Source organism: Gemmatimonadaceae bacterium (genome assembly GCA_016720905.1).
Lineage (GTDB): Bacteria > Gemmatimonadota > Gemmatimonadetes > Gemmatimonadales > Gemmatimonadaceae > Gemmatimonas.
In genome coordinates, this window is sequence record JADKJT010000029.1 from 35819 (window position 1) to 58812 (window position 22994).

Annotated in this window: 16 protein-coding genes, 3 tRNA genes, 3 rRNA genes and 2 pseudogenes; 23 read left to right on the top strand and 1 reads right to left on the bottom strand. The window is 63.4% G+C overall.

Annotated elements, in window-relative coordinates; all coding sequences use genetic code 11:
- The first annotated feature begins 92 nt into the window (after positions 1-92).
- The 5 genes from secD to IPP90_16780 all read left to right on the top strand — a co-directional run bounded on the left by secD (position 93) and on the right by IPP90_16780 (position 5507).
- Entirely contained in the window at positions 93-1775 is a 1683-nt protein-coding gene (gene secD, locus IPP90_16760) for a protein translocase subunit SecD (protein ID MBL0172338.1), read from the top strand.
- Between the two features lie 7 nt (positions 1776-1782).
- Complete coding sequence (gene secF, locus IPP90_16765) at positions 1783-2799, top strand: protein translocase subunit SecF (protein MBL0172339.1); 1017 nt, start codon at positions 1783-1785, stop codon at positions 2797-2799.
- A gap of 37 nt (positions 2800-2836) precedes the next feature.
- Positions 2837-3652, top strand: coding sequence for a TatD family hydrolase (locus tag IPP90_16770; protein MBL0172340.1), 816 nt, complete (start codon positions 2837-2839; stop codon positions 3650-3652).
- A 4-nt stretch (positions 3653-3656) separates the two neighbouring features.
- Positions 3657-4040 carry a RidA family protein gene (locus IPP90_16775; GenBank protein ID MBL0172341.1) on the top strand — a complete coding sequence of 128 codons (384 nt, stop codon included), beginning with the start codon at positions 3657-3659 and terminating at the stop codon, positions 4038-4040.
- A gap of 483 nt (positions 4041-4523) precedes the next feature.
- A complete protein-coding gene (locus IPP90_16780; protein ID MBL0172342.1) occupies positions 4524-5507 on the top strand; it encodes a glutamate racemase in 984 nt (327 codons plus the stop codon).
- Here IPP90_16780 and IPP90_16785 read toward each other — a convergent pair.
- Complete coding sequence (locus IPP90_16785; protein MBL0172343.1) at positions 5421-6224, bottom strand: UDP-2,3-diacylglucosamine diphosphatase; 804 nt, start codon at positions 6222-6224, stop codon at positions 5421-5423. The genes IPP90_16780 and IPP90_16785 overlap by 87 nt on opposite strands.
- An 84-nt stretch (positions 6225-6308) precedes the next feature.
- On the opposite strand from IPP90_16785, the gene IPP90_16790 reads away from it, so the two are divergent.
- From IPP90_16790 to IPP90_16875, 18 genes and pseudogenes are all read left to right on the top strand, one after another.
- Entirely contained in the window at positions 6309-6743 is a 435-nt protein-coding gene (locus IPP90_16790; GenBank protein MBL0172344.1) for an acyl-CoA thioesterase, read from the top strand.
- A 1535-nt stretch (positions 6744-8278) separates the two neighbouring features.
- Positions 8279-8794: a peptidylprolyl isomerase gene (locus IPP90_16795; GenBank protein MBL0172345.1), complete on the top strand. Its 516-nt coding sequence runs from the start codon at positions 8279-8281 to the stop codon at positions 8792-8794.
- Positions 8791-9528 (top strand): hypothetical protein, encoded by a 738-nt coding sequence (locus IPP90_16800; GenBank protein MBL0172346.1) that lies wholly within the window; start codon positions 8791-8793, stop codon positions 9526-9528. The genes IPP90_16795 and IPP90_16800 overlap by 4 nt, the downstream gene beginning before the upstream one ends.
- Positions 9503-10018 (top strand): hypothetical protein, encoded by a 516-nt coding sequence (locus tag IPP90_16805; GenBank protein ID MBL0172347.1) that lies wholly within the window; start codon positions 9503-9505, stop codon positions 10016-10018. Before IPP90_16800 ends, IPP90_16805 begins: the two co-directional genes overlap by 26 nt.
- Entirely contained in the window at positions 10012-10500 is a 489-nt protein-coding gene (gene rfaE2 / locus IPP90_16810; protein ID MBL0172348.1) for a D-glycero-beta-D-manno-heptose 1-phosphate adenylyltransferase, read from the top strand. Before IPP90_16805 ends, rfaE2 begins: the two co-directional genes overlap by 7 nt.
- Before the next feature lie 55 nt (positions 10501-10555).
- Positions 10556-11241: pseudogene (rph, locus tag IPP90_16815) on the top strand (ribonuclease PH).
- Positions 11241-11898 (top strand): annotated as a pseudogene (locus IPP90_16820) (non-canonical purine NTP pyrophosphatase). Before rph ends, IPP90_16820 begins: the two co-directional pseudogenes overlap by 1 nt.
- Positions 11899-11996: 98 nt before the next feature.
- Positions 11997-12070, top strand: a tRNA-Pro gene (locus tag IPP90_16825).
- Between the two features lie 72 nt (positions 12071-12142).
- Positions 12143-12216, top strand: a tRNA-Arg gene (locus IPP90_16830).
- Positions 12217-12332: 116 nt separating this feature from the next.
- Positions 12333-12404, top strand: a tRNA-Lys gene (locus IPP90_16835).
- A gap of 524 nt (positions 12405-12928) precedes the next feature.
- Positions 12929-14452, top strand: a 16S ribosomal RNA gene (locus IPP90_16840).
- Positions 14453-14784: 332 nt separating this feature from the next.
- A 23S ribosomal RNA gene (locus IPP90_16845) occupies positions 14785-17732 on the top strand.
- Positions 17733-17977: 245 nt separating this feature from the next.
- Positions 17978-18094: ribosomal RNA gene (rrf, locus tag IPP90_16850) — 5S ribosomal RNA — on the top strand.
- The 16S, 23S and 5S rRNA genes sit together here, the layout of an rRNA operon.
- Before the next feature lie 143 nt (positions 18095-18237).
- On the top strand, positions 18238-19116 hold the full coding sequence (gene era, locus IPP90_16855) for a GTPase Era (protein MBL0172349.1): 879 nt from the start codon (positions 18238-18240) through the stop codon (positions 19114-19116).
- Positions 19113-20075, top strand: a complete 963-nt coding sequence (locus tag IPP90_16860; GenBank protein ID MBL0172350.1) for a PorV/PorQ family protein — start codon at positions 19113-19115, stop codon at positions 20073-20075. The genes era and IPP90_16860 overlap by 4 nt, the downstream gene beginning before the upstream one ends.
- A gap of 20 nt (positions 20076-20095) precedes the next feature.
- The gene (locus IPP90_16865) at positions 20096-21055 is read left to right on the top strand and encodes a hypothetical protein (GenBank protein ID MBL0172351.1); all 960 of its coding nucleotides are present in this window, start codon (positions 20096-20098) and stop codon (positions 21053-21055) included.
- Between the two features lie 149 nt (positions 21056-21204).
- Entirely contained in the window at positions 21205-22236 is a 1032-nt protein-coding gene (locus IPP90_16870) for a diguanylate cyclase (GenBank protein ID MBL0172352.1), read from the top strand.
- Positions 22233-22931, top strand: a complete 699-nt coding sequence (locus IPP90_16875) for a zinc-ribbon domain-containing protein (protein MBL0172353.1) — start codon at positions 22233-22235, stop codon at positions 22929-22931. The genes IPP90_16870 and IPP90_16875 overlap by 4 nt, the downstream gene beginning before the upstream one ends.
- The last annotated feature ends 63 nt before the right edge of the window (positions 22932-22994 follow it).

Here is a 22994-nt window from a genome sequence, read left to right on the forward strand (position 1 = left end):
ATGACGTCGCTGGGTGTGCGACCGAGTTCACCGGATGGCGTGTCCGCTCGTTGCGAACACCATCCACCATCCACCCCTGGCCACCGGCATCGATGGCGAACCTGAAGTACCGCCTCGCGCTCATTGTGGGACTCCTCGCGGCTTCCGCGTGGTCTCTCTTTCCGCGTACCGTCGTCGAACGCGTCAAGCGTAACGGCGTGTTCGTGTACGACACCGTCAACCGGGTTCCGCTCAAGCGCGGTCTCGACCTTCAGGGTGGCATGCACCTGGAACTCGAGATCGACGAATCCAAGCAGGCGGTCGCCAACAAGTCTGAAGCCCTTGATCGGGCGCTGAAGGTGGTTCGTCAGCGTATCGACGAGTTCGGCGTTTCCGAGCCCGTCGTGCAGAAGGCCGGCGACAACCGCATCATTGTCGAACTGCCCGGTATTGACGATCCCGAACGCGCGCTCGAACTGGTGCAGAAGTCGGCGTTTCTGGAATTCCAGATTGTCGACAAGTCGCAGGCATTCGAGCGCGTCGCGCCACGGTTCGACGAGATCGCGAAGAACGCCAACATCATGGTGTCCTCGGCGAAAATCGCGGGCGGCGATACCGCGAAGTCGGTGGGCGTGACGTCGTTGCTCACGCAGAAGACCGACTCGACCAAGGACAGCACAGGGAAAGCCGTGGCGGCGGTCGGGAAGGACAGCGCGGGCAAGGACAGCACCGCCGCGAAGGCGGTGGCGGGCGGACTCTTCTCGACCAACGTGCAGCCGGGGCAGATGCCCGGGATGTACGTCGTGCCGGAAGCCGCGTACGCGGCCATTTCGCAGGCGCTGGCACTGCCCGCCATTCAGGATGCCATGCCACCGGGCAAGACCATTCGGTGGGGTGTCGACTCGCTCGTGAATGGTGCGCAACGCTTCTTCGCGTTCTATGTCCTCGATTCGCGACCGATCATCCAAGGCGACGCCCTCACCGATGCGCGTCCCAATACCGATCCGGTCGAAGGCAACGTGGTGCAGTTCACGCTGAACAACGAAGGCGCGCGACGGTTCAAGAGCGAGACGGGCAAGCATGTGAAGGACAACATGGCCATCGTGCTCGATCAGCGCGTGGTCACGGCACCGGTGCTCAATAGTGCCATCGGACGCAATGGACAGATCACGCTGGGCGGCGGATCGCTGCAGGCCGCGCAGGATCTGGCGCTCGTGCTGCGCGCGGGCGCGCTGCCCGTGCCGCTGAAGGTGGCGCAGTACGGCACCATTGGCGCCAGTCTTGGCGCGGATTCCATCAACAAGGGCGTGCTCGCGCTGGGCATCGCGATGCTGCTGATCGTCGTCATCCTGATTGGCTACTATCGTTTTGCCGGAATCCTCGCGGTCTCCGCACTGCTGCTGTACCTCATCTACACCCTCGCCATGCTGGCGGGATTCCATGCCGTACTGACCCTGCCGGGATTGGCCGGGTTCGTGTTGTCGGTCGGTATCGCGGTCGATGCCAACGTGCTGATCTTCGAGCGTATTCGCGAAGAGCTTGACCACGGAAAGTCCGTGCGCCTCTCGATTGATGAAGGTTTCCGGCACGCGCTCAGCGCGATCATCGACACGTCGGCGACCACGATTCTCTCTGGCATGGTGCTGTACCAGTACGGCACGGGGCCAGTGCGCGGCTTTGCCGTGACACTTGTCGCCGGCCTGGTCGCGTCGCTGTTCACGGCGATCTTCGTCAGCAAGACCTTCTTCTTGGTGTGGCTCAACCGCTCCCGCGGTGTCCAGACCCTGAGCATCTGAGAACGCCATGATTCGCATCTTTCACAACACCACGTATCACTTCCTCAAGCACTGTCGCCTGGCGGCCGGACTCACGGCGGCCTTCATCGCCGCGGGTCTGGTGACGTACGTGACTACCGGCGGGCCGAATTACAGCATTGAGTTCACCGGCGGCACGCTGATGCAGGTGCAGTTCAAGCAGAAGCCTGATGTGGCCGTGATCCGTTCGACACTCGATCAGGCTGGCATTACCGGGGCCGAGATTCAGCAGTTCGGCACGGAGCTGGATTACACCATTCGGGCCCGTGACGAAAAGCAGGTGGAGGCGCAAGCGGCCGGTGCTGAAGGCATCTCCAAGAAGATCGTCTCGGCATTGACGCAGAAGTACGGTGCGGGAGCGGTCAGTATGGTGCGTACCGAAGCGGTGGGGCCCAAGGTGGGCAGTGAACTGCGCTCCGGCGCGTTCAAGGCCATGTTGCTCGCCTCGCTGTTCACGCTGATCTACCTCGCGATTCGGTTCGATTGGCGATTCGGGCTTGCGGCGGTGCTCTCCACGGCCCACGACATCCTGGTGACGCTCGCGTTCATCAAGTTGCTCAACATCGAAGTTTCGCTGACGGTGGTGGCCGCCATCCTGACGTTGCTGGGGTATTCGGCGAACGACACCATCATCATCTTCGACCGCGTGCGCGAAAACCTGCGCAAGATGCGAAAGGGTGAATCGCTGCCCGAGGTGCTCGATCGCTCCATCAACGAAACCTTGCCGCGATCCATCATGACGCATGCCACGACCCTGGCGGCCACGTTGGCGCTGTTGCTGGTGGCCGGTGAGGTGATTCGCCCGTTCGCGTGGGTGATGGCGTTCGGTGTGTTTGTCGCCACCTTCTCGTCGATCTACGTGGCGGGACCCATTCTGATGTACATCGAGTCGCGCTATCCGCGTGGCGCCGCGGAAGCGCAGAGTCGGGCCATTCGGGCGGGAACGGATGCCGCTTCGGCCCCCGCGCCGTCGACAGCGCGCGCCGATCGCGCCAAGGCGCGATAAGGAAACACGTCAACGGCCACGTTCCGCGCGCGTCGTCATGACGGCGTTCGTCGATAGTCACGTGCACTTGGCGGACGTCGCGTTCGCTGACGATGCGTCGGCAGTGATCGACCGGGCCCGCGCTGCTGGTGCGCGGGCCCTCGTGTGTATCGGGGAGTCGCCGGCCGCCGCCCTGCGCGCGCAGGCCATCGCCGCGCGGTTCCCCGACTTCGTGTTTCACACCTGTGGGGTGCATCCCTACGACGCCAACACCTATGACGCTGCCAGGGACAACGCGGCAATCCGGGCCGCGGTCAGCGCGGGGGCCGTGGCGGTGGGGGAGTGCGGACTCGACTACCACTACGATCATGTCACGCCAACGCAGCAGCGACTGGTGTTGGCTGGGCAGATCGCGCTGGCGGCCGAACTCTCACGTCCGTTGGTGCTGCACACGCGCGAGGCCGAAGAGGACACGCGCGCGGTGTTGCGCGACGCCCACTCGGCAGGTGTGTGCGGCGTACTGCACTGCTTCACGGGAACCCGGGCGCTGGCCGAAGACGCACTCGCCGCCGGATGGTACATCTCATTCAGCGGCATCGTCACCTTCAAGTCGTGGACAGGTGATGCCGAGTTGCGGCTCGTACCCGACGACCGCCTGCTTATCGAGTCCGACGCGCCATATTTGGCGCCGGTTCCGTATCGCGGGAAGCGGAACGAGTCGGCCTATGTCGCGATGACCCTTGCTCGGATTGCGGCCGTGCGCGACACTGAACCGACACGGCTTGGCGCGCAGACGGTTGAGAACACGCGCCAGTTGTTCGGTCTCCCCGTGCTCGCGACGGTCCCCCTTCTCGACTCCGACTCCCCACGCTGATTCCATGTCCGTTCAGACCATTCACACCGACCACGCGCCCAAGGCGATCGGCCCCTACGCACAGGCGGTACGGGCCAACGGATTCCTCTTCACGGCCGGGCAGATCGCCCTCGATCCCCAGACGATGGAAGTGGTGCCGGGCGACGTGGCGGCACAGACCGAGCAAGTACTCTCGAATTTGACGGCCGTGCTCGAAGCCGCCGGCACCGGATGGGCGCACGTGGTGAAGACGACGGTGTTCCTTCGCGACATGGCCGACTTCACGGCGGTCAATGCGGTGTACGCACGGGTGCTCGGTGACGCCCGGCCTGCCCGTTCGACCGTCGCCGTGTTCGGACTGCCGCGGGATGTGCGCGTCGAGATCGAAGCCGTCGCGTCAATTCCGTGACCAGGAGGGGGGGGCGCGCCTTTTCACGCCACGCGGGGTATGTGCGTCGCATGCGGACCTTTCTGACGCGACTGGCTCTGGTAAGCCTGTGTGGCGCCGTGGCCAGTGCTCCAGCCCGCGCACAAGGGGCCGGCGACACCACCGTCGCCCCCCCCAAGCCGCGCGCCGCGGCCCGTCCGGCGCCGCGTGGCGTAACACGGCTGTCACCACCCCTCACCCCGCGCCGCGCATTCCTGTACTCGTTCATGCTGCCGGGGTTCGGGCAATCGCGGCTCGATCGCGGGACGTCGGGTGCACTGTTTGCCAGCGTAGAACTGGCCGCGATTGCGATGGTGCGCCGCAGTTCCTCTGATCTTCGCGAGGTGCGCCGGTATCGCGTTGACACCCTCCCCTCCGATTTCACCGTAACGGGTGAAACGCTTACGAAATCCGGGATCTTCACGAATCGCTACTCGGCCGATCTTGAGAAGACACGACAGTTGCATGTCGAGGATTGGCTGGCCGTCGTTGCCTTCAACCATCTGTTTGCTGGCGCGGACGCGTTCGTCGCGGCACAACTATGGGACGTGCCCGTGTCGCTGTCGGCGATACCGCGCGCCGGTGGCGCCACCGTCATCGCGACGCTGCATTGGTGAGGTCGCGATCAGCGGTACCGTGGACATAACGGGTGCCGATGCCCCCATCGGAGTATTTGACTCCGGCCTTGGTGGGCTGACGGTAGTGCGCGCCTTGCGCGCGCGCCTCCCGCATGAGTCGCTCATTTACGTGGGTGACACCGCGCGCGTGCCCTATGGACCCAAGAGCCCTGACACCGTGCGCCAGTATGCGACGCAAATCGCGCAATGGCTGTCCGGTGAGGGTGTGAAGGCGATTGTGGTCGCGTGCAACACGGCCACGGCGCATGCCTTGACGCATCTGCAATCGGTCATGACAGTGCCGGTGATCGGTGTCGTCGCTCCGGGTGCGCGCGCCGCGGTGTCGGCCACGAGGGGTGGACCGATCGGTGTGATCGGCACGACCGGCACCATCAACTCGGGTGCGTACGAGCAGGCCATCCGTGCCATCGCGCCGGCCATGGTCGTGGTCGGCAGGGCCTGCCCGTTGTTCGTTCCGCTGGTGGAAGAAGGATGGATGGATCATCCGGCGACGCGGCTGATTGTGCGCGAGTATTTGGCCCCGCTGGCCGACTCGCACATTGACACGCTGGTGCTGGGGTGCACCCACTATCCGCTGCTGGCACCCGTCATCGCTGAGGCGGTCGGACCTGGCGTCCGACTCATTGACAGCGCCGAGGAAACTGCGCTGGAAATCCATCGGGTCCTCGCCTCTGCACGACTGCTGAACCGGGCGCCTGCTGAACCACAGGTTCGGTTTGTGGCATCAGACGCCGCGGACCGATTCCTCGCGCTCGGACGACGGTTTCTCGACGACACGATGGCCCACGTTGAGCACGTCTCCTTCCCCTGAACCGGTCCAGACCGCGCGCGTGATTGAACGGTCGTCGATTCGCAGGAATTGGCGGTCCAGATACCAGGCGCCGGCATTGGCGTACCAGCCGCGTCCAACCGGTTGCAGTGTCGGGACGTGCGAATGGCCGTGAATCACGAGTTGCGGTCCATCCACGGATTCGAGCGAAGGGGTCGCGATCGCCAGCAGTCCGCGCCCTTCGTCACCGGCGCGCCGATGACGACTGGTATCCGACGACGACACAGCGACCCGTGTCGCGAAGTCTGGATGAAGCCAGCCAAATGCCCTGATCGACAACGGATGGCGCAGCACGGTGCGAAGTCGGCGATAGGGCGCATCTTCCTTGAGACGCAACCCGTCCCCGTGGGCCAGCAGCACGGGCCATTCGCCAATCTGATCACGCCACGGTTCGAGGGTGTAGTGCACACCGGTCTCGGCCATCAGGGCATCCCCACCCCAACAGTCGTGATTGCCGCCAATCCAGAGGACCTCCACGCCGGCATCACGCAGATCGGCAATGGCCGCCAGTACCCGGAATCCGCGACGAGGCATGGCCTCGCGCCATGCGAACCAGAAGTCGAAGAGATCGCCCATGATGACGAGCGAACGGGCCCTGGCCGGCAGCGCTCGCAGGAAGTCCAGCAGCGCGCGTTCGGCCTCGGGCGTGGCGACGCCAAGGTGGGCGTCGCCGATCACGTAGCACGGAGTGGGAAGCACGTCGGCAGTCTAACGTGTGGCGCTTCGGGCGACAAACTCCCCCGCGTGCCTTGAGTGGACCCGGTAGGTCCGACATCTTCCACCATGCCTCTGGAATCCGTATCCGAGTTCCGCGTGCGTTATGCGGAGACCGATCAGATGGGTGTGGTGTATCACGCCAACTATCTGATCTGGTGTGAAATCGGTCGCACGGACTTCATCCGCGCCCTCGGGACGACGTACGCCCAACTGGAGCGTGACGGGGTGCTGCTGGCGGTCTCGGACGCCGCGCTGCGCTTTCATGCTTCCGCTCGCTATGATGACCCCATACGCGTGTACACCCGATTGACGGACGCGCGCTCTCGGGCGCTGACGTTTTCCTATCGCATTGTTCGGGCCGACACCGATGCGCTGCTGGTGTCCGGTACCACGGGACTTGTGTCGCTCGATGCGAGCGGACGGCTGGTGGCGTTGCCGGCAACAATGCGCCGCATGCTTGAAGCGGTCCTCACGACTGACCTGACCGGAGTGACGGCATGACGGGGCGACTACACGAGGTCTATGCACGGCGCCGAGTCGCGTCGGTCGTCCTGTTGACGGCGTGGATTTTCGCGGCGTGTTCGTCACGTGGCGTCGTCGGCCGACCGGCTGCGGATCAGGGGACCGCGCTGGACGCGCGATTGCTGCAGACGCTGGACACCCGTGTTGGTGATACCACGGTGGTCGATGCGGCGCTGCGTGACGTGGACGGGGCACGTCGCGCCCGCGGTGTGCTCGCGGTGGGTCAGCTCAAACTCCGGAGTCGCTACGAAAGCGTGCGGCGCCTCTTGGTTGACGCGGATACGCTGGTCGCTGCCAATGCCGCTTATGCACTCGGCATCGCCAGGGACACGGGAGGGGTCTCCGCGCTCGCTCGGGCCGTCGCGGGTGCACCTGAGGCCGTGGCGCGCGAGGCCGCGTGGGCGCTGGGGGAAATCGGTGAGCCCGCGCGGGCGGTGGTCACCATCGCCTTGGGCGAGGGTGTCTCGAAACCGTTGTCGACCAGCACCGCCGCGCAGCGGGGGGCGGCCGTGCGTGCGGCGCTGGTGCTGGCGACCGTGAAGCTCCGCCCTGTTCCGGTCGCCACGATTGTGCCGTGGCTTGCCGATGGCGCGACGGAATCGGTGCGCGCTGCCGCGTATGTGATCGGGCGCCAGCGACTGGCGGCTGGCGTGCGGGCGCTGGTCGCGGTTCGCGCTGCCGCCGATGACGAGACGCGGCAACATGTGGCGCGCGGACTCGCGAAGACGGCAGCGGGGGACTCCCTGGCGGTGCTGGCGCGCGGTGCGCTCACGACGCTGCTTGCGGATCCCAGTGCCCGGGTCCGCATGAACGCCGTCCGTAGCGTCGCGTCGTATGGCCCCGCGTCTGCACGCGAAGTGGAGCGCGCCATGGGCGATGCGGACGCGAATGTTCGAGTGGCTGCGTCAGAGGGAGTTTCGGCCGTCTTCCTGCGGGATACCGCCGCTTGGCGTCGCGCGTGGAATCGCGATACCACATACCGCGTCCGACAGCAGGTGCTGTCGGGCGCGCGCGCGGCCGGAGTGACCGCGCTGGCAACAAATGAAGCCGAGTGGACACGGCATCCCGATTGGCGTCGGCGTGCGGCGGCGCTTGATGCGCGTGCGGCGGATGAGAAAGCCGATCGCCTCGCGCTTGCCCGGGAATTTGCGCGAGATGCTGACGCGCGGGTGCGCGCGAGCGCACTGGCCGTCATTCCGGCCACCGGCGGCGACAGCGCGGTCCGCGGGCTGATCGTGACGGCGCTCGCCGACGCCGACATGCAAGTCCGGGCGGCGGCGCTCGGCGTGCTGGCGCGTCGCGCACGCATCGACGATCTGGATCTGGCGTTCACGGCGCACTCGCGCGCCGTGAACGACCCCGACAGCGATGCCCGCGTGGCCGCGCTGCGGGTGATCGCCGTTGTGTGGGGTCGTGATAGCCTCCGCATCGATGCGGCGCAGCGACAGCGGCTGTCGGCATTTTCGGGAGCGGGATCGACGGCAGAACGACGCGTGGTGTCCGGCGTGACGCCGATGGCAACGTGGGCCCGCGCCGAGCCCGCCGTCGCGTCCCGTCCGATTGGCGACTACGAGCGCCTGGTGCGGCAATGGCTTGTTCCCGGTGCGCGTCAGCCACGCGCGGTGATCCACACCGAGCGGGGTGACATCACGCTCGAACTGTTCGGCGCCGATGCGCCGCTCGTGGTTGAGGCCTTCCTGCGGCTCGCGTCAAGCGGATACTACCGCAACACGATGTTCCACCGTGTGGTGCCCAATTTCGTCGCACAGGACGGCGACGGGCGTGGTGACGGCAGTGGCGGCCCGGGCTTCGCGCTGCGCGAGAGCTACTCTCGACGGCGTCATGATCGGGGAGCACTGGGGCTGGCGACCTCGGGCCCGGACACCGGCGGGAGTCAGTACTACCTGTGCCACTCGTCACAGCCGCATCTCGACGGCGGCTACACGGTGTTTGGTCGTATCGTCGACGGCTTCGAGGTGCTCGATCGCATTGTGCAGGGCGATCGCATGCAGCGCATCGAGGTGCGATGACCCCACGCGTGGTTGTGCCGTTCGGATCATCGCGGGAGACCTGGCGCGCGCTGGCATATGCGCGGGCGTATGCGCTGCCACTGGCGCTGACAACGGGCATGCTCGCCTGCGCGCCAACCGTGCGTCCACTCCGAGGCACGCCGTCGGCATCCGCGCTGCCGCCGACGGCGTTGCCGGAGAAGCCGCAGCAGCTACGATTCACCTGGAGCTACAAGGATGAAACGTTCGACGCGAACGGCGAAGGCGTTGTGCGGGTCATGTCGCCGGATCGTGCACGACTCGATTTCTTCCTGCGCAATGGCATGGCGGGCGGGTATGCCATTCTTGTGGGCGATTCACTGACCGTTCCCGGCATCGACCTTGTGCGTCGTTTTCTGCCGCCGGTGCCATTGCTCTGGGCCACGTTGGGTCGACTCGCTGTAGCCGGCACCCGCGACACGATCGTGCGGGTTGACGGCGACTCGCTGCGCGCCGATCTCGGGATCCTGCGCGGTGGCGACGCCTCGAAAGCCGACGGTCGCGCGTGGCGCACCACCTTCGCCGGCAAGGAGCTGGTGCGGGTGGACCGCATCGAGGGCGGCAAGATCCTCGAATGGGTGACGCGGCAGAAGGGACCCACGGGGCTGTGGGAACTGCGATATGTTCATGAGCGGGCGCATCGCAGCCTCCGCATTGCGGTCAACGATACGCTTACCGTCGAGGGATTCGATGACGCCATCTGGCGCCGTCCGTAGTCTGCGTCGCCTGTTGCTGGTGACCCCGCTGTTGGTGTCCGGTTGCCTCTACGGATTTTCCGGCGGCGGTGGATTGCCGCGCAATTTGCGGTCGGTGGCCGTGCAGCCATTCGACAATCAAACGGCATCGTCCGATGTGCAGCGCGAACTGCTGGACGAGGTGCGCAAGGGGATGCGCGATCGCCTGAGTCTGCGCGAGGCGCGGGAAGACAAGGCCGATATCGTGGTGAAGGGCACCATCGTGCGGTACGAAGTTGATCTGCCGGCGGGCGTCAGCGCCGATCCTCGGCAAACAACCTCGACGCGTCGGCGGCTGCAGCTCGTGATCGATATCGAGATTCTCGACCAGACCACCGGGCGTTCGCTGTACACGCGGAAGGGGGTGTCCAGCGAGGGCCAGTATCCGGAGGGCGGTGAAGCGACCGGGCGGCGCAGCGCCATCGAGACCTTGGTCACGCAAGTGGTCGAAGGCATGCAGTCGCAATGGTGACGTCCGGGCAACCCCGCGCGCCAGCGACGAAGGTGATGGACTGGGCCACCGCGCGCGAATGGCGTTTGCTGGTAGAGGGCCCGGTGGTCTTTACCAATGGCGTATTCGATCTGTTGCATCCCGGTCACGTGGATGTGCTGTATGGCGCACGGCGTGAGGGGGCCGCGCTCATCGTCGGCATCAACAGCGACGCCTCCGTGCGTCGCCTCAAGGGGCCCACGCGTCCCGTGCGTGCCACCGCCGCGCGCGCGTACGTGCTGGCCGCGTTGGAAATGGTCGATGCGGTGGTGGTCTTCGACGAGGACACGCCTCGGGAACTCGTCGCCGCACTTGATCCCGACGTCATCGTCAAAGGCGGCGACTATGCGCCCGACACCATCGTGGGCGCGGCACACGTGATGGCGCGCGGCGGACGGGTCGTGGTTATTCCGCTCACCGAAGGACAATCCACCACTTCCATCATCGAGAGACTGCGTGGCTGACGTTCCCAATATTCCGCTCGTCGTGCAACCCCGAGCGGGCCGTGCGGCCGATGCCATGCGGCCGGTGTCACTCGAGCGCGGCGCCGTGCACAACGCCGAGGGCTCCTGCCTGGTGAGTTTCGGTGGCACGCGCGTGCTGTGCGCCGCCTCGGTGGAGGATGGTGTGCCCGGGTGGCGCCGTGGTCGCGGCGAAGGATGGATGACGGCCGAGTATGCGATGCTGCCGCGCGCCACGCGCACGCGAACGAATCGCGAGCGACAACAAGTGGGAGGCGCACGCAGGAGATTCAACGACTCATCGGCCGCAGCGTCCGCGCCATGCTGGATGATTTCCGTTTCGGCGAATTCACCGTGAAGATTGATTGCGACGTGCTCGAAGCGGACGGCGGCACGCGCACAGCGGCCATTACCGGGGCCTGCGTGGCCGTGATCGATGCGTTCGACTGGATGGTCGCGTCGGGTCGGGTCGCCGCATCGCCGGTGAAGCGGCGCGTGGCGGCCGTCAGCGTCGGAGTCATTGACGGCGCGCCGCGCCTTGACCTCGACTATGAGGAGGACGTGCGCGCTGATGTGGACATGAACGTCGTGATGAGCAGTGAAGGACGTTTCGTGGAGGTGCAGGGGACTGGCGAGAACGGCACGTTCGATCGCGACGAACTGAATGCGTTACTCGACATCGCGGTGCGCGGCATCACGTCGCTCGATGCGGCACAACGCTTCGTTCTTGACGCGGTGCGGTGATGGTGAGCGATCGTCCGACGGTCCTGCTGGCCACGCGCAATGTCGGCAAGCGGCGCGAGTTGGTGCCGTTGCTGGCGGCGGTCGGCCTCGATGCGGAGACACTGGAGGACGCGGAACTGGCTGAGACGGATGATGAGGACGCAGTGGAAAGTGGTGATACGTTCGAGGCGAATGCGCTGGCCAAGGCGCGGTGGTTTCATCGGCGGAGTGGCGGTCGTGTCGTGGTGGCCGATGATTCCGGTCTCGAGGTGGAGGCGCTCGATGGAGCGCCGGGGGTGCGCAGCAAACGCTGGGCGGCCCGTTGCGATCTCGAGGGCGCGGCGCTTGATGATGCGAACAACGAGTACCTGCTACAGATGTTGTCGGCGGCGGAGCGCGCGGGCCGTCCCAGTCGTCGCGCGCGCTTTGTGTGTGCGGCGGCATGCGTGTGGTCGGGCGGGGAGTTGGTGGTGCGCGGATCGACAGACGGCGTGATTGCGCGCGCGTCGGGGCGCGGGTGGATTCGGGTACGATCCGTACTTTCTCTCGGATGACCTTGGAGCGACGTTTGCTGAGGCGACGACGCAAGCGAAGTCAGCGGTCAGTCATCGTGGCCGGGCATTCGCGCTGCTGGTGCAGGAGATGCAGGCGCGTGCATTGCGCGCGGAATTCCTGTGACTGGCCCTTGATGGCGGTTGACCCACGGGGCCGTCGGCGATACAATACGCGGCTGTAGTGGGACGCAGTTGCGGGACTGGTACGCCGTCGGCGACCAGCGGGGCGTAGCGTAGCCCGGTATCGCGCCTGCTTTGGGAGCAGGAGGTCGCCGGTTCGAATCCGGCCGCCCCGATGAGCTCGTGTAGGGCAGGTGAAGCAGGTGACCGTGGGGCTTCCCGTTGGGAAGGGCCAGCGGCGGAGGTAGGCGCCAGTAGCTCAGGTGGATAGAGCGGCAGCCTTCTAAGCTGCGGGTCGGGGGTTCGAGTCCCTCCTGGCGCGTACGACAGTACTTGGTACTTGGTACTTGGTACTTGGTACTTGGTACTTGGTACTTGGTACTTGGTACTTGGTACTTGGTACTTGGTACTTGGTACTTGGTACTTGGTACTTAGTTAGCACCCTTAGCTCAATGGTAGAGCAGCTGACTCTTAATCAGTAGGTTGATGGTTCAAGTCCATCAGGGTGCACTACCGGCCGCTATCGAGGGGCCGAGGGGATCGCGGTGAGTGGGGAGGAATCGGGATCCTGGAGTAAGCGCGTCGCGGTGAGGCTATCGCGATGTGTGGTGGAAAGGGGTCTTGCGCGGATGGGGCGCGCCGGATAACTTCGCCACCCCTTCGCCGGACGGGTAGCCCCGCAACGATGATTGCGAGCGAGCTGCAGACCGGATGAGGTGCTTTCACGAACTTCACAGGAAGTCGTGACGAGGCCTTGACTCGGCGGAGACAGCAGGTTAAATAGTAAGTCTGCCGGTCAAACGGCGGCAAAACATAAGAAGCTAAGTCGCGCAGCCGCAAGCGGTTGCGAGGTCTTTAGAAGGGCAGCAGCAACGCTTTTTGACAATCGAAGTCGAGATCGAAGGATATGCGAGGCGGTTTCTATGACCTGCGGCTCCATCAGGGTTGCAGCGAGAAAGAATATCTGATGATGTAATTATGTGATTCGGCGCTTGACTCTTTCGGGAGTCGCGTTGAAGAGCCTTTCGAACAATCCATTGGAGAGTTTGATCCTGGCTCAGGACGAACGCTGGCGGCGTGCTTAACACATGCAAGTCAAGGGGGCCCGCAAGGGTAACCGGCGAACGGGTGCGTAACACGTGAGCAATCTGCCTAGATGTGGGGGATAGCCGGCCCAACGGCCGGGTAATACCGCATACGCTCCCCGGGTGGCATCACCTGGTGAGGAAACATTTTTGGCATCTAGAGGAGCTCGCGGCCTATCAGCTAGTTGGTGGGGTAACGGCCTACCAAGGCATTGACGGGTAGCTGGTCTGAGAGGATGGCCAGCCACACTGGGACTGAGATACGGCCCAGACTCCTACGGGAGGCAGCAGTGGGGAATATTGCGCAATGGCCGAAAGGCTGACGCAGCGACGCCGCGTGGGGGATGAAGCATTTCGGTGTGTAAACCCCTGTTGCCCGGGACGAACAACTGGTTTCGACCAGTCTGACGGTACCGGGTGAGGAAGCACCGGCTAACTCCGTGCCAGCAGCCGCGGTAATACGGAGGGTGCGAGCGTTGTCCGGAATCACTGGGCGTAAAGGGCGCGTAGGCGGTCTGTTAAGCGTGCGGTGAAAGCCTGGGGCTCAACCCCAGGTCTGCCGTGCGAACTGGTGGACTTGAGCACTGTAGAGGCAGGTGGAATTCCGGGTGTAGCGGTGGAATGCGTAGAGATCCGGAAGAACACCGGTGGCGAAGGCGGCCTGCTGGGCAGTTGCTGACGCTGAGGCGCGACAGCGTGGGGAGCAAACAGGATTAGATACCCTGGTAGTCCACGCCGTAAACGATGGGCACTAGGTGCTTGGGGGAGCGACCCCCCGAGTGCCGGCGCTAACGCATTAAGTGCCCCGCCTGGGGAGTACGACCGCAAGGTTGAAACTCAAAGGAATTGACGGGGGCCCGCACAAGCGGTGGAGCATGTGGTTTAATTCGACGCAACGCGAAGAACCTTACCCAGACTTGACATGTATGAGAAAGCCTCTGGAAACAGGGGCCCCTCTTCGGAGCTCATGCACAGGTGCTGCATGGCTGTCGTCAGCTCGTGTCGTGAGATGTTGGGTTAAGTCCCGCAACGAGCGCAACCCTTGCCCTTAGTTACCAGCGGATAATGCCGGGGACTCTAGGGGGACTGCCGGTGCCAAACCGGAGGAAGGTGGGGACGACGTCAAGTCATCATGGTCCTTACGTCTGGGGCTACACACGTGCTACAATGGCAGGTACAGAGGGCTGCGAAAGGGCAACCTGGAGCCAATCCCCAAAGCCTGCCTCAGTTCGGATTGTCGTCTGCAACTCGACGGCATGAAGCTGGAATCGCTAGTAATCGTGGATCAGCTACGCCACGGTGAATACGTTCCCGGGCCTTGTACACACCGCCCGTCACGCCATGGAAGCTGTGAGCGCCCAAAGTCGGTGTCGGAACCCGCAAGGGGCCAAGCCGCCTAAGGCGAGCGCAGTGACTGGGGCGAAGTCGTAACAAGGTAGCCGTAGGGGAACCTGCGGCTGGATCACCTCCTTTCCGGAGCGACGAGTAGAACGGCCCTTCGGGGTGCGGTTCGAAAGTCCCGGATTTGTCGCCCGCTTTGCATATCCTCGATCTCGATTCGATTGTTGAACCACTCCTTGGGGTGGTTCTTCGCTATTTGACAACGGAATTGGGAAGTGATCGTGGGTACTACAGATGCCGTATGGCGTTCGGGGCAACCTGAATGTTATGCGACAGCTGATAGGACAAAGAACCTCAGTGAGGCGCTAGAAGTGGATGCCAACGGACGTGTCCGGTGGTGTCTATTGCTGACGCAACACGAAAAGTTTTTAGAAGCGCGTATTTTGCTTGAAAAGTTGGGAAAGGGTCAAGCGAAAGAAAGTATGTGGGGGATGCCTGGGCACATAGAGGCGATGAAGGCCGCGGTAAGCTGCGATAAGCTCGGGGGAGCGGCACACACGCATTGATCCCGAGATGGCCGAATGGGGAAACCCGGCGAGGCGCGAGCCTCGTCACCGCGCAAGCGGAGCAAACCAGGGGAACTGAAACATCTAAGTACCCTGAGGAAGAGAAATCAAACGAGATGCCCCGAGTAGTGGCGAGCGAAACGGGTACAGGCCAAACCGTCCTCCTTGTGGGGGCGGGGTTGTAGGAGCCACGGACGCGTACATCGAAGTCAGTCGAAGTCCCCTGGAACGGGGCGCCGAAGACGGTGATAGCCCGGTAGACGAAGACGATGTGGTGTGCGTAGTGGATTTCCTGAGTAACGCCCGACCCGAGTAATCGGGCGTGAATCCGGGGGGACCACCCTCCAAGCCTAAAGACTCCTATGTGACCGATAGTGGACGAGTACCGTGAGGGACAGGTGAAAAGCACCCCAGTGCGGGGAGTGAAAGAGATCCTGAAACCACATACTTACAAGCGGTAGGAGGCTGGGACCGGGCAACCGGTTCACGGCTGACTGCGTGCCTTTTGCATTATGATCCGGCGAGTTACTCCTCAGATGCGAGGCTAAGCTGCTCAGCAGCGGAGCCACAGCGAAAGCGAGTCCTGTAACGAGGGCGAATGAGTATCTGGGGGTACGACCCGAAACCAGGGCGATCTACCCATGAGCAGGGTGAAGCTGAGGTAACACTTAGTGGAGGCCCGAACCGGTATGGGTTGAAAACCATTCGGATGACTTGTGGGTAGGGGTGAAAGGCCAATCAAGCCTGGAGATAGCTGGTTCTCCCCGAAATCTATTGAGGTAGAGCCTCGAGGCGTGTTAGCAGGGGGTAGAGCGACTGGAAGGGCGCGGGGGGACGTAGTCCCTACCAACCCCTACCAAACTCCGAATACCTGTCTAATGGACCTCGGGAGGCAGTCGCTGAGCGATAATGTCCAGCGGCGAGAGGGAAAGAACCCAGAACCACAGCTAAGGCCCCGAAGTGGCCGCTGAGTATAGCGAAGGATGTCGTCGTGCAGAGACAACTGGGAGGTTGGCTTAGAAGCAGCCATTCCTTGAAAGAGTGCGTAATAGCTCACCAGTCCAGCGTGATGGCGCCGAGAATGGTCGGGATTAAGCGGCCCGCCGAAGCTTGGTCTTGCAGCTTTGCTGCAGGGGTAGGGGAGCGTTCCCTGTGCGTTGAAGCGGGCGTGGAAACGAACCCGTGGAGCGAAGGGAAGTGAGGATGCCGGATTAAGTACGCGCAAATGCGGGTGAGAACCCCGCACACCGTAAGCCCAAGGATTCCTGCGCCATGGCAATCAGCGCAGGGTGAGGCGGACCCTAAGGCGAGGCCCCAAAGGCGTAGTCGATGGACAGCCGGTCAAAATTCCGGCCCCGTCTTTTATTCGTTGAAGCAACCAGGGACCCTGGAACAAAGCGCGGGCGGTCTTGTGGATTGACCGTTCAAGGGCGTAGAGCAATCGAGACCCGAGTACGAGGAGGCGGGGCAACCCTAATCCGAGTCGTGTGGAGTCAGCAGGCAAGAAAAGCTGGTTGTGGAGGATAAGAGACGTCCGTACCGTAAACCGACACAGGTGGGCAAGGCGAGTAGCCTAAGGTGAACGAGTGAAACGTGGTCAAGGAACTCGGCATAATGATCCCGTAACTTCGGAAGAAGGGATGCCCCCTCTTGTTGCCAGACTTGCTCTGGTCGCTCGAGGAGGCCGCAGAGAATCGGTCCAAGCGACTGTTTAGCAAAAACACAGGTGCGTGCCAAGCCGCGTAAGGCGCCGTATACGCACTGACGCCTGCCCGGTGCCGGAAGGTTAAGGGGAGAGGTTAGCCGCAAGGCGAAGCTTTGAGCCGAAGCCCCGGTAAACGGCGGCCGTAACTATAACGGTCCTAAGGTAGCGAAATTCCTTGTCGGGTAAGTTCCGACCTGCACGAATGGCGTAACGACTTGGACACTGTCTCGACCACGCGCTCGGCGAAATAGCAGTCTCGGTGAGGATTCCGAGTCCCCGCGACAGGACAAAAAGACCCCATGCACCTTTACTGCAGCTTGTCATTGGCGTTTGCATAGGACTGTGTAGCATAGGTGGGAGCCGTTGAGACGGGGGCGCTAGCTCTCGTGGAGGCAACAGTGAAATACCACCCTGTGCTGTATGATCGCCTCACCGCGGTAGGCAAACCCTATCCGGGACCGTGGCAGGTGGGCAGTTTGACTGGGGCGGTCGCCTCCGAAAGAGTAACGGAGGCGCGCGAAGGTTGGCTCAGCGCGGTCGGTAATCGCGCCTATAGAGTGTAACGGCAGAAGCCAGCCTGACGGTGAGACCGACGGGTCGAACCGAGACGAAAGTCGGCCGTAGTGATCCGGTAGCCCGGTGTGGATCGGCTATCGCGCAACGGATAAAAGGTACGCTGGGGATAACAGGCTTATCGCGCCCGAGAGTTCACATCGACGGCGCGGTTTGGCACCTCGATGTCGGCTTATCACATCCTGGGGCTGGAGAAGGTCCCAAGGGTCCGGCTGTTCGCCGGTTAAAGTGGCACATGAGCTGGGTTCAGAACGTCGTGAGACAGTTCGGTCTGTATCCGCTGTGGGCGTTGGAGAGTTGAGGGGTGCGGACTTTAGTACGAGAGGACCGAGTCGGACGATCCGCTCGTGTCCCGGCTGTCATGCCAATGGCACCGCCGGGTAGCGAAGATCGGCACAGATAACCGCTGAAAGCATCTAAGTGGGAAGCGCCCCCCAAGATGAATTCTCCCTAGAGCCTTGAGCTCTCTTAAGGGCCGGAGGAGACTACTCCGTCGATAGGCAGCACGTGGAAGCACCGCGAGGTGTTCCGAGCGCAGCTGTCCTAATCGCCCGTGCGGCTTGACTCCCCCATGGTTTTTCCATGGGGCACAAGAATTCCGCAAAATATGCGAAGTCATGCTTCGATCGTCCGAAAGACGACGAAGCCCCATGATCACTCCCATCCGTTTGTCAGATTGCAATCACTTTTGCAGTTTGTCGCACAACGGAAGAATCGCACCAGAGCAATAGCGACGCGTCAGCGGAGCGTTGTCATGGAAGATTGAATCGGCTTCACCGATTCAATCCCAGCGATTTTTCCTTCGGAAAAATCGCTGGCAACTAGAGCGCTTGGGCCACACCCGTTCCCATCCCGAACACGGTCGTTAAGCCAAGCAGCGCCAATGGTACTCCGGTCGAGAGACCGCGGGAGAGTAGGCCGTTGCCGGCACCTTTTCGAAGCCCCCGTCACCTAGTGGCGGGGGCTTCGTCGTTTCCGTACCTTCCCCGCCGATTCTCAGGGCGTCTTGCTCGCGCGGCTTCTCGCGCTCACGCCGAATCGATCCGATAGCCAGAACTGCTCATGTGCGTCAGATGACCAAGGCCGGGATTGTCACCGTCGCCGGATTCCCCAATGCCGGCAAGTCCACGCTCCTCAATCGCCTCGTCGGCGAGAAGCTCGCGATCACCTCGCCCAAAGCCCAGTCCACCAGGCATCGCGTCGTTGGCATTCGCACTGCGGACAATGCCCAGATGGTGATTCTCGACACGCCCGGGCTGCTGGAACCGCGCGATACCCTGCACACCGCCATGCGGCACGCGGCACTCGGCGCCGTGCGCGATGCCGATGTCCTCGTGCACGTGGTCGATGCCTCGTCAACCATTCCCGAATCGTTTCAGATCGCCGCCGGACTGGACCGCGCTCCGCGCGCGCCGATCGTGCTGGCGCTTAACAAATCCGATCTGCTTGACGAGGAAACCCGGTCTCGCCTGCTTACTTGGCATCCCAATGCCGTATTGCTCTCGGCCGTGAGTGGCGAGGGCGTCGATGCGTTGGTGACTCGCATCACCAGTAGCTTGCCGGAGAGTCCCTATCTCTATCCCGACGACGAACTCTCCACTCAGCCCGTGCGGTTCTTCTGTGCCGAGTTGGTGCGCGAGACGGCCTTGGAGCAACTCGGTGATGAATTGCCGCACGCACTCGCGTGTGAGATCGAAGAGTATCGCGAGAATGCGTCACCACTGTACATTCGGGCGGTCTTGCATGTGGAACGCGACAGCCAGAAACGAATCGTGATCGGAGCCAATGGACAGCAGATCAAGAAACTTGGCAAAGCCGCTCGTGAGAAAATCGAGCGGCTCGTTGGACAACCCGTCTATCTCGATCTCTGGGTGAAAGTGCTCGCGAATTGGCGTAAGAATCCAGGCGCCGTGCGACGCCTGGGGTACGGCGACCCCACTGGTCGCTCGTGATCTCACGGCTCCTGGTTGCGTTGCTGGCGCTGCTACTGGGTAGCGCGCCGGTACTGTCCGCCCAATCCGGCGCACTGTTCCTTCTTGTGCCGTTCGGCGCGCGCGCGGTGTCCATGGGCGAGGCGATCAGCGCCGACACGACGCTGGGCTCAGAGGGCATCTGGTGGAATGCGGCTGCGCTTGCACGACTGCCGAGCAAGGAGGTCGCCTTGCACTATTCGCAGACGTTGCTCGCCAACAGCGTAATGGTCAGCGTCGCCGTGCCGTCCCGCATCTTCGGGACGCTGGCGCTGAGCGGCTACGACGTCAACTATGGCGATCAGCAGGCGACCGATCCGTTCAATGGGCAGCCGATAGGCGTGATCAGCAATCACAACTACCTGTTGGCGGCCTCGTATGCGACACCGGTAGGCAAGAGGCTCAGCCTTGGCGTGTCCTACAAATTCCTGGTGCTACGATTCGCCTGCAGTGGTGCATGTGGCAACACTCCGGTACTTTCGGGCAAGACGAGTGCACTCGACATGGGGGTCCAGTATGTGGTACCTACTGCATTCCCACTGACCCTCGGGTTCTCGGCAAGAAACATCGGCCCGGCGTTGCAGATCAAGGACAAGCCGCAGGCCGATCCGCTGCCCTTGGTCATTCAGGGCGGAGTCATGAGCCGACTGCCGATTGCGTCGCTAAAAGCTGCCGGTGCCTCACTGGACGTGAGCGCCGACATCCTGAAGGCCGACGCCCTCGGCGGGACCAATATCGGAATTGGCGCGTCGCTGGGCTATCAAGACCAGTACTTCCTCCGCGCCGGCTACAAGCGGCAACAGGGCGACGGCAGCGGGCCATCCATCGGCATCGGATTGCAGCGCGGCGCACTGGGAATCGATTTATCTCGCCGTTTCGATCGACTCTCCGCGCAGCTTGGTGAGACGCCTACCTACATCACGTTACGGGGGCGCTTCTAATGCGGGGCGCCCGCTTAAGGGTGCTGGCTTTCGCCCTGATCCTGGGCGTTGCTGGGAAGACCGGGGCGCAGTCGATTGCCGCGCCGGTGGCGCTCGCCCCCCGTCGATGGCCCGTCACGCCGTCCGTCACGCCGTCCGTCCCGTGGGGCGGCGCGACCGAGGCGGACGCTGCGGTCACCTCGGTCGAGCCCTTCTCATCGATCGCAACCCGACGGACCGCAGTGGGGGGTCGCACCAGCGCGGCGCCGTGGTGGGCGCCGGTTTCATCTGCGATCGTGCCGGGCTCTGGGCAGTTCGCGTTGGGTCAGCAGCGTAGCGTGGCGTATCTGGTCGCCGAGGGATATCTGGTGTTACAGGCACACGCGGCGCAGCGCGACGGGAATCGTGACCGCGACGAATATCGTGTGCTGGCGTCGGATGTGGCGAGACGGGCGTTCGCTACGTCTCGGCCGATCGGCACATGGGAATACTACGAGTCGATGGAGAAGTTCAACGAAAGTGGCGTGTTCGACAGAGCGCCCGGCGGAGCAGTGGACCCGGAAACCGATCAGAACACGTATAATGGATCCCGATGGAGACTGGCGCGCGAAACCTATTGGCGGGATCCGGACGCAGCGCCACCGACGTCCAGTCCTGAGTATCAGCGGGCGCTTGCGGTGTACACGGCCGAGGCGGTGCGCGATGAGTTCCGCTGGAGCTGGCGGGACGCCCAGTTGCAGCGCGATGTCTATGTGCAGACCATCCGGAGCGCCAATCGCAGTTACCAGCGCGCGGTGAACATGCTTGGCCTGGTCGGTGCCAATCACCTGGCCAGCCTGATCGACGCCTATGTCACGGTTCGCGTCCGCCGCTTTGGTGGGGTTCGGGTGGCCGGTCTCCAGTTCGAGGGGGTCCACAGCTCAATCGCCCTGACTGGGGACCCGGCTGGCGCTCACGGTCAGATCGTGAGCATTCTCCGCTTCGTCCCGTCGCCGGACTGATCGGCCCGAGGCTCGATGCGTTGCCGAAGGTGACCGCCGTTACATCGTGGCGTCGGCCCCTGCATGATCGTCTGGAGACAGGGGTCTATTCGCGCGCGTCCGTTTCGGTCGCGTACGCGAGCCTGCGACGCCGCACCCGCCATCTCCTCATGACTGACCGCGCAATCAACGAGCAGACAGCGGTGCTGCTGACCATCGGTCAGCCGGCACCTGCCTGGTTGGCGGCATGGTGGGAAACATTCGATGTACGAGTGCTGGAGCTTCCGGATGCCGGAGCGGTGTTGGCGGTGGCGTTGCGCACGCGTCCACGAGCCATCGTGCTGGACGGGCGAGGGCCCGAAGAGTGGCAGAATACCGTACTGGCGACCTGCCGTCAGCTCAAGCGCGATTCATACTCGGCGATCGTCCCGGTCGTCATGATTGTGCCGGCGCATCGCTTCGGCGAAGGCTTTGAGGCAGGCGCGGACGAAGTCCTGCGGGCGGACGTGGACGACTTCGAGGCGTTGGCCCGTTTGGCAACCATGATTCGGCGCAGCGACCGTGACACCGATGTCCATCCGTCCACCCGGCTGCCGGGCACCCGGGAAATCGAGGCGGAATTGGCTCGCCGCGTGGCGTCTGGTGAACGGTTTGCGGCGTGCTACGCCGATCTTGACTATTTCAAGGAATTCAATGATCGCTATGGCTACCACAATGGCGACCAGGTCATCAGACTCCTCGCCAGAATCCTCCACGACGTGGTGAAGGGTCTGTGCGAAGAAAGCGGCTTCGTCGGGCACATCGGCGGTGATGACTTCCTCTGTGCGGTCCCCATCGCGGCCATGCCGCGGGTCTGCGACGAGATCATCCGGGTGTTTGACGAATTGATCCCGTTGCAGTATTCCGAGCAGGACCGACGCGTGGGATATTTCTTCGGCAAGGATCGCCGGGGTCAGCTGCATCGGGTGCCGCTGATGACCCTATCAGTTGGCGTCGTCACCAATCAGCGCCGCCGCTTCACGCGAGCGGTCGAGGTCAGCGAGTTGGCTACGGAAATGAAGAGCTACGCAAAAACGCTACCGGGATCAGTATGGGCGGTGGATCGTCGCCGAGATGAGCCGTCGACCCCCATGGCGAGTGCGCCTGGCGTCGAGCTGCTCCGCGACCGCAACGGACTCCGCAGCGGGGGAGTGGGCCAATGACCGTCTCATGCCCGGATTGCCGATCGGTCTTTCGCGTGGACCCGGCCAAAGTGCCGGCCACCGGCGTACGCGCCAGATGTTCGGTGTGCGGTGGCGTGATCGCCATTGCCGGAGGAACCCTTCCGGTCTCCGTGACACCCGCCTCACTCAGCGCGGTTTCATCGACGACGGCCGGATCGACTCGCCCGGCCTATCCGACGCCGCAACGACCGTATACGCCCGCGGCGATGCCAGTGCCGCCGGTTGCGTCCGGGGTAGCGCCTTCAATCATGACGCCGCCCGCTCCAGCGCGACTGCCAACGGCAACGCCGGCGTTCAATCCGGTCGCGTCTCCAACGCCCCATTCGGTCGCCATCTCAACCCCGCCATCTCCGGCCGTCGCATTGCCGGTGTCGATGCCGACCCCGTCGGCGACTCCTACTCCACGGCGATCAATCAATCCGTTCCTCAACGCGGACCCGGGGCAGCGCTCCCGTCGTCTGGCGCGGGCGCTGGTGTCTGACCTGGTCGCCTACCATCCGCAGAAGCGCGAAGAAGGGCTCCGCGACGGAACGCTGCGTCAGCTCTTTCGCGAAGACATCAAGAAGAGCTACGAGGAGTATGTCGAGCAAGTCGGACGGGAAACGGCCGAAAACTCGCCGCACTTCCAGGAAGCCCTCAACGAGATCCTCGGGTCAGGGCGAAAGCTCTTCTGACATCGGCGCATTCGAGGGACCCGCTGGATGCCAGCGGGTGTCTCGGGTAGCTTCCAAGTACAT

Excerpts from the sequence above, each read along its gene's own strand:
- secD (MBL0172338.1), top strand. The coding sequence starts at position 93 with ATGGCGAACCTGAAGTACCGCCTCGCGCTCATTGTGGGACTCCTCGCG.
- secF (MBL0172339.1), top strand. The coding sequence starts at position 1,783 with ATGATTCGCATCTTTCACAACACCACGTATCACTTCCTCAAGCACTGT.
- IPP90_16770 (MBL0172340.1), top strand. The coding sequence starts at position 2,837 with ATGACGGCGTTCGTCGATAGTCACGTGCACTTGGCGGACGTCGCGTTC.
- IPP90_16775 (MBL0172341.1), top strand. The coding sequence starts at position 3,657 with ATGTCCGTTCAGACCATTCACACCGACCACGCGCCCAAGGCGATCGGC.
- IPP90_16780 (MBL0172342.1), top strand. The coding sequence starts at position 4,524 with ATGTCGAGGATTGGCTGGCCGTCGTTGCCTTCAACCATCTGTTTGCTG.
- IPP90_16790 (MBL0172344.1), top strand. The coding sequence starts at position 6,309 with ATGCCTCTGGAATCCGTATCCGAGTTCCGCGTGCGTTATGCGGAGACC.
- IPP90_16795 (MBL0172345.1), top strand. The coding sequence starts at position 8,279 with ATGGCAACGTGGGCCCGCGCCGAGCCCGCCGTCGCGTCCCGTCCGATT.
- IPP90_16800 (MBL0172346.1), top strand. The coding sequence starts at position 8,791 with ATGACCCCACGCGTGGTTGTGCCGTTCGGATCATCGCGGGAGACCTGG.
- IPP90_16805 (MBL0172347.1), top strand. The coding sequence starts at position 9,503 with ATGACGCCATCTGGCGCCGTCCGTAGTCTGCGTCGCCTGTTGCTGGTG.
- rfaE2 (MBL0172348.1), top strand. The coding sequence starts at position 10,012 with ATGGTGACGTCCGGGCAACCCCGCGCGCCAGCGACGAAGGTGATGGAC.
- era (MBL0172349.1), top strand. The coding sequence starts at position 18,238 with ATGACCAAGGCCGGGATTGTCACCGTCGCCGGATTCCCCAATGCCGGC.
- IPP90_16870 (MBL0172352.1), top strand. The coding sequence starts at position 21,205 with ATGACTGACCGCGCAATCAACGAGCAGACAGCGGTGCTGCTGACCATC.
- IPP90_16875 (MBL0172353.1), top strand. The coding sequence starts at position 22,233 with ATGACCGTCTCATGCCCGGATTGCCGATCGGTCTTTCGCGTGGACCCG.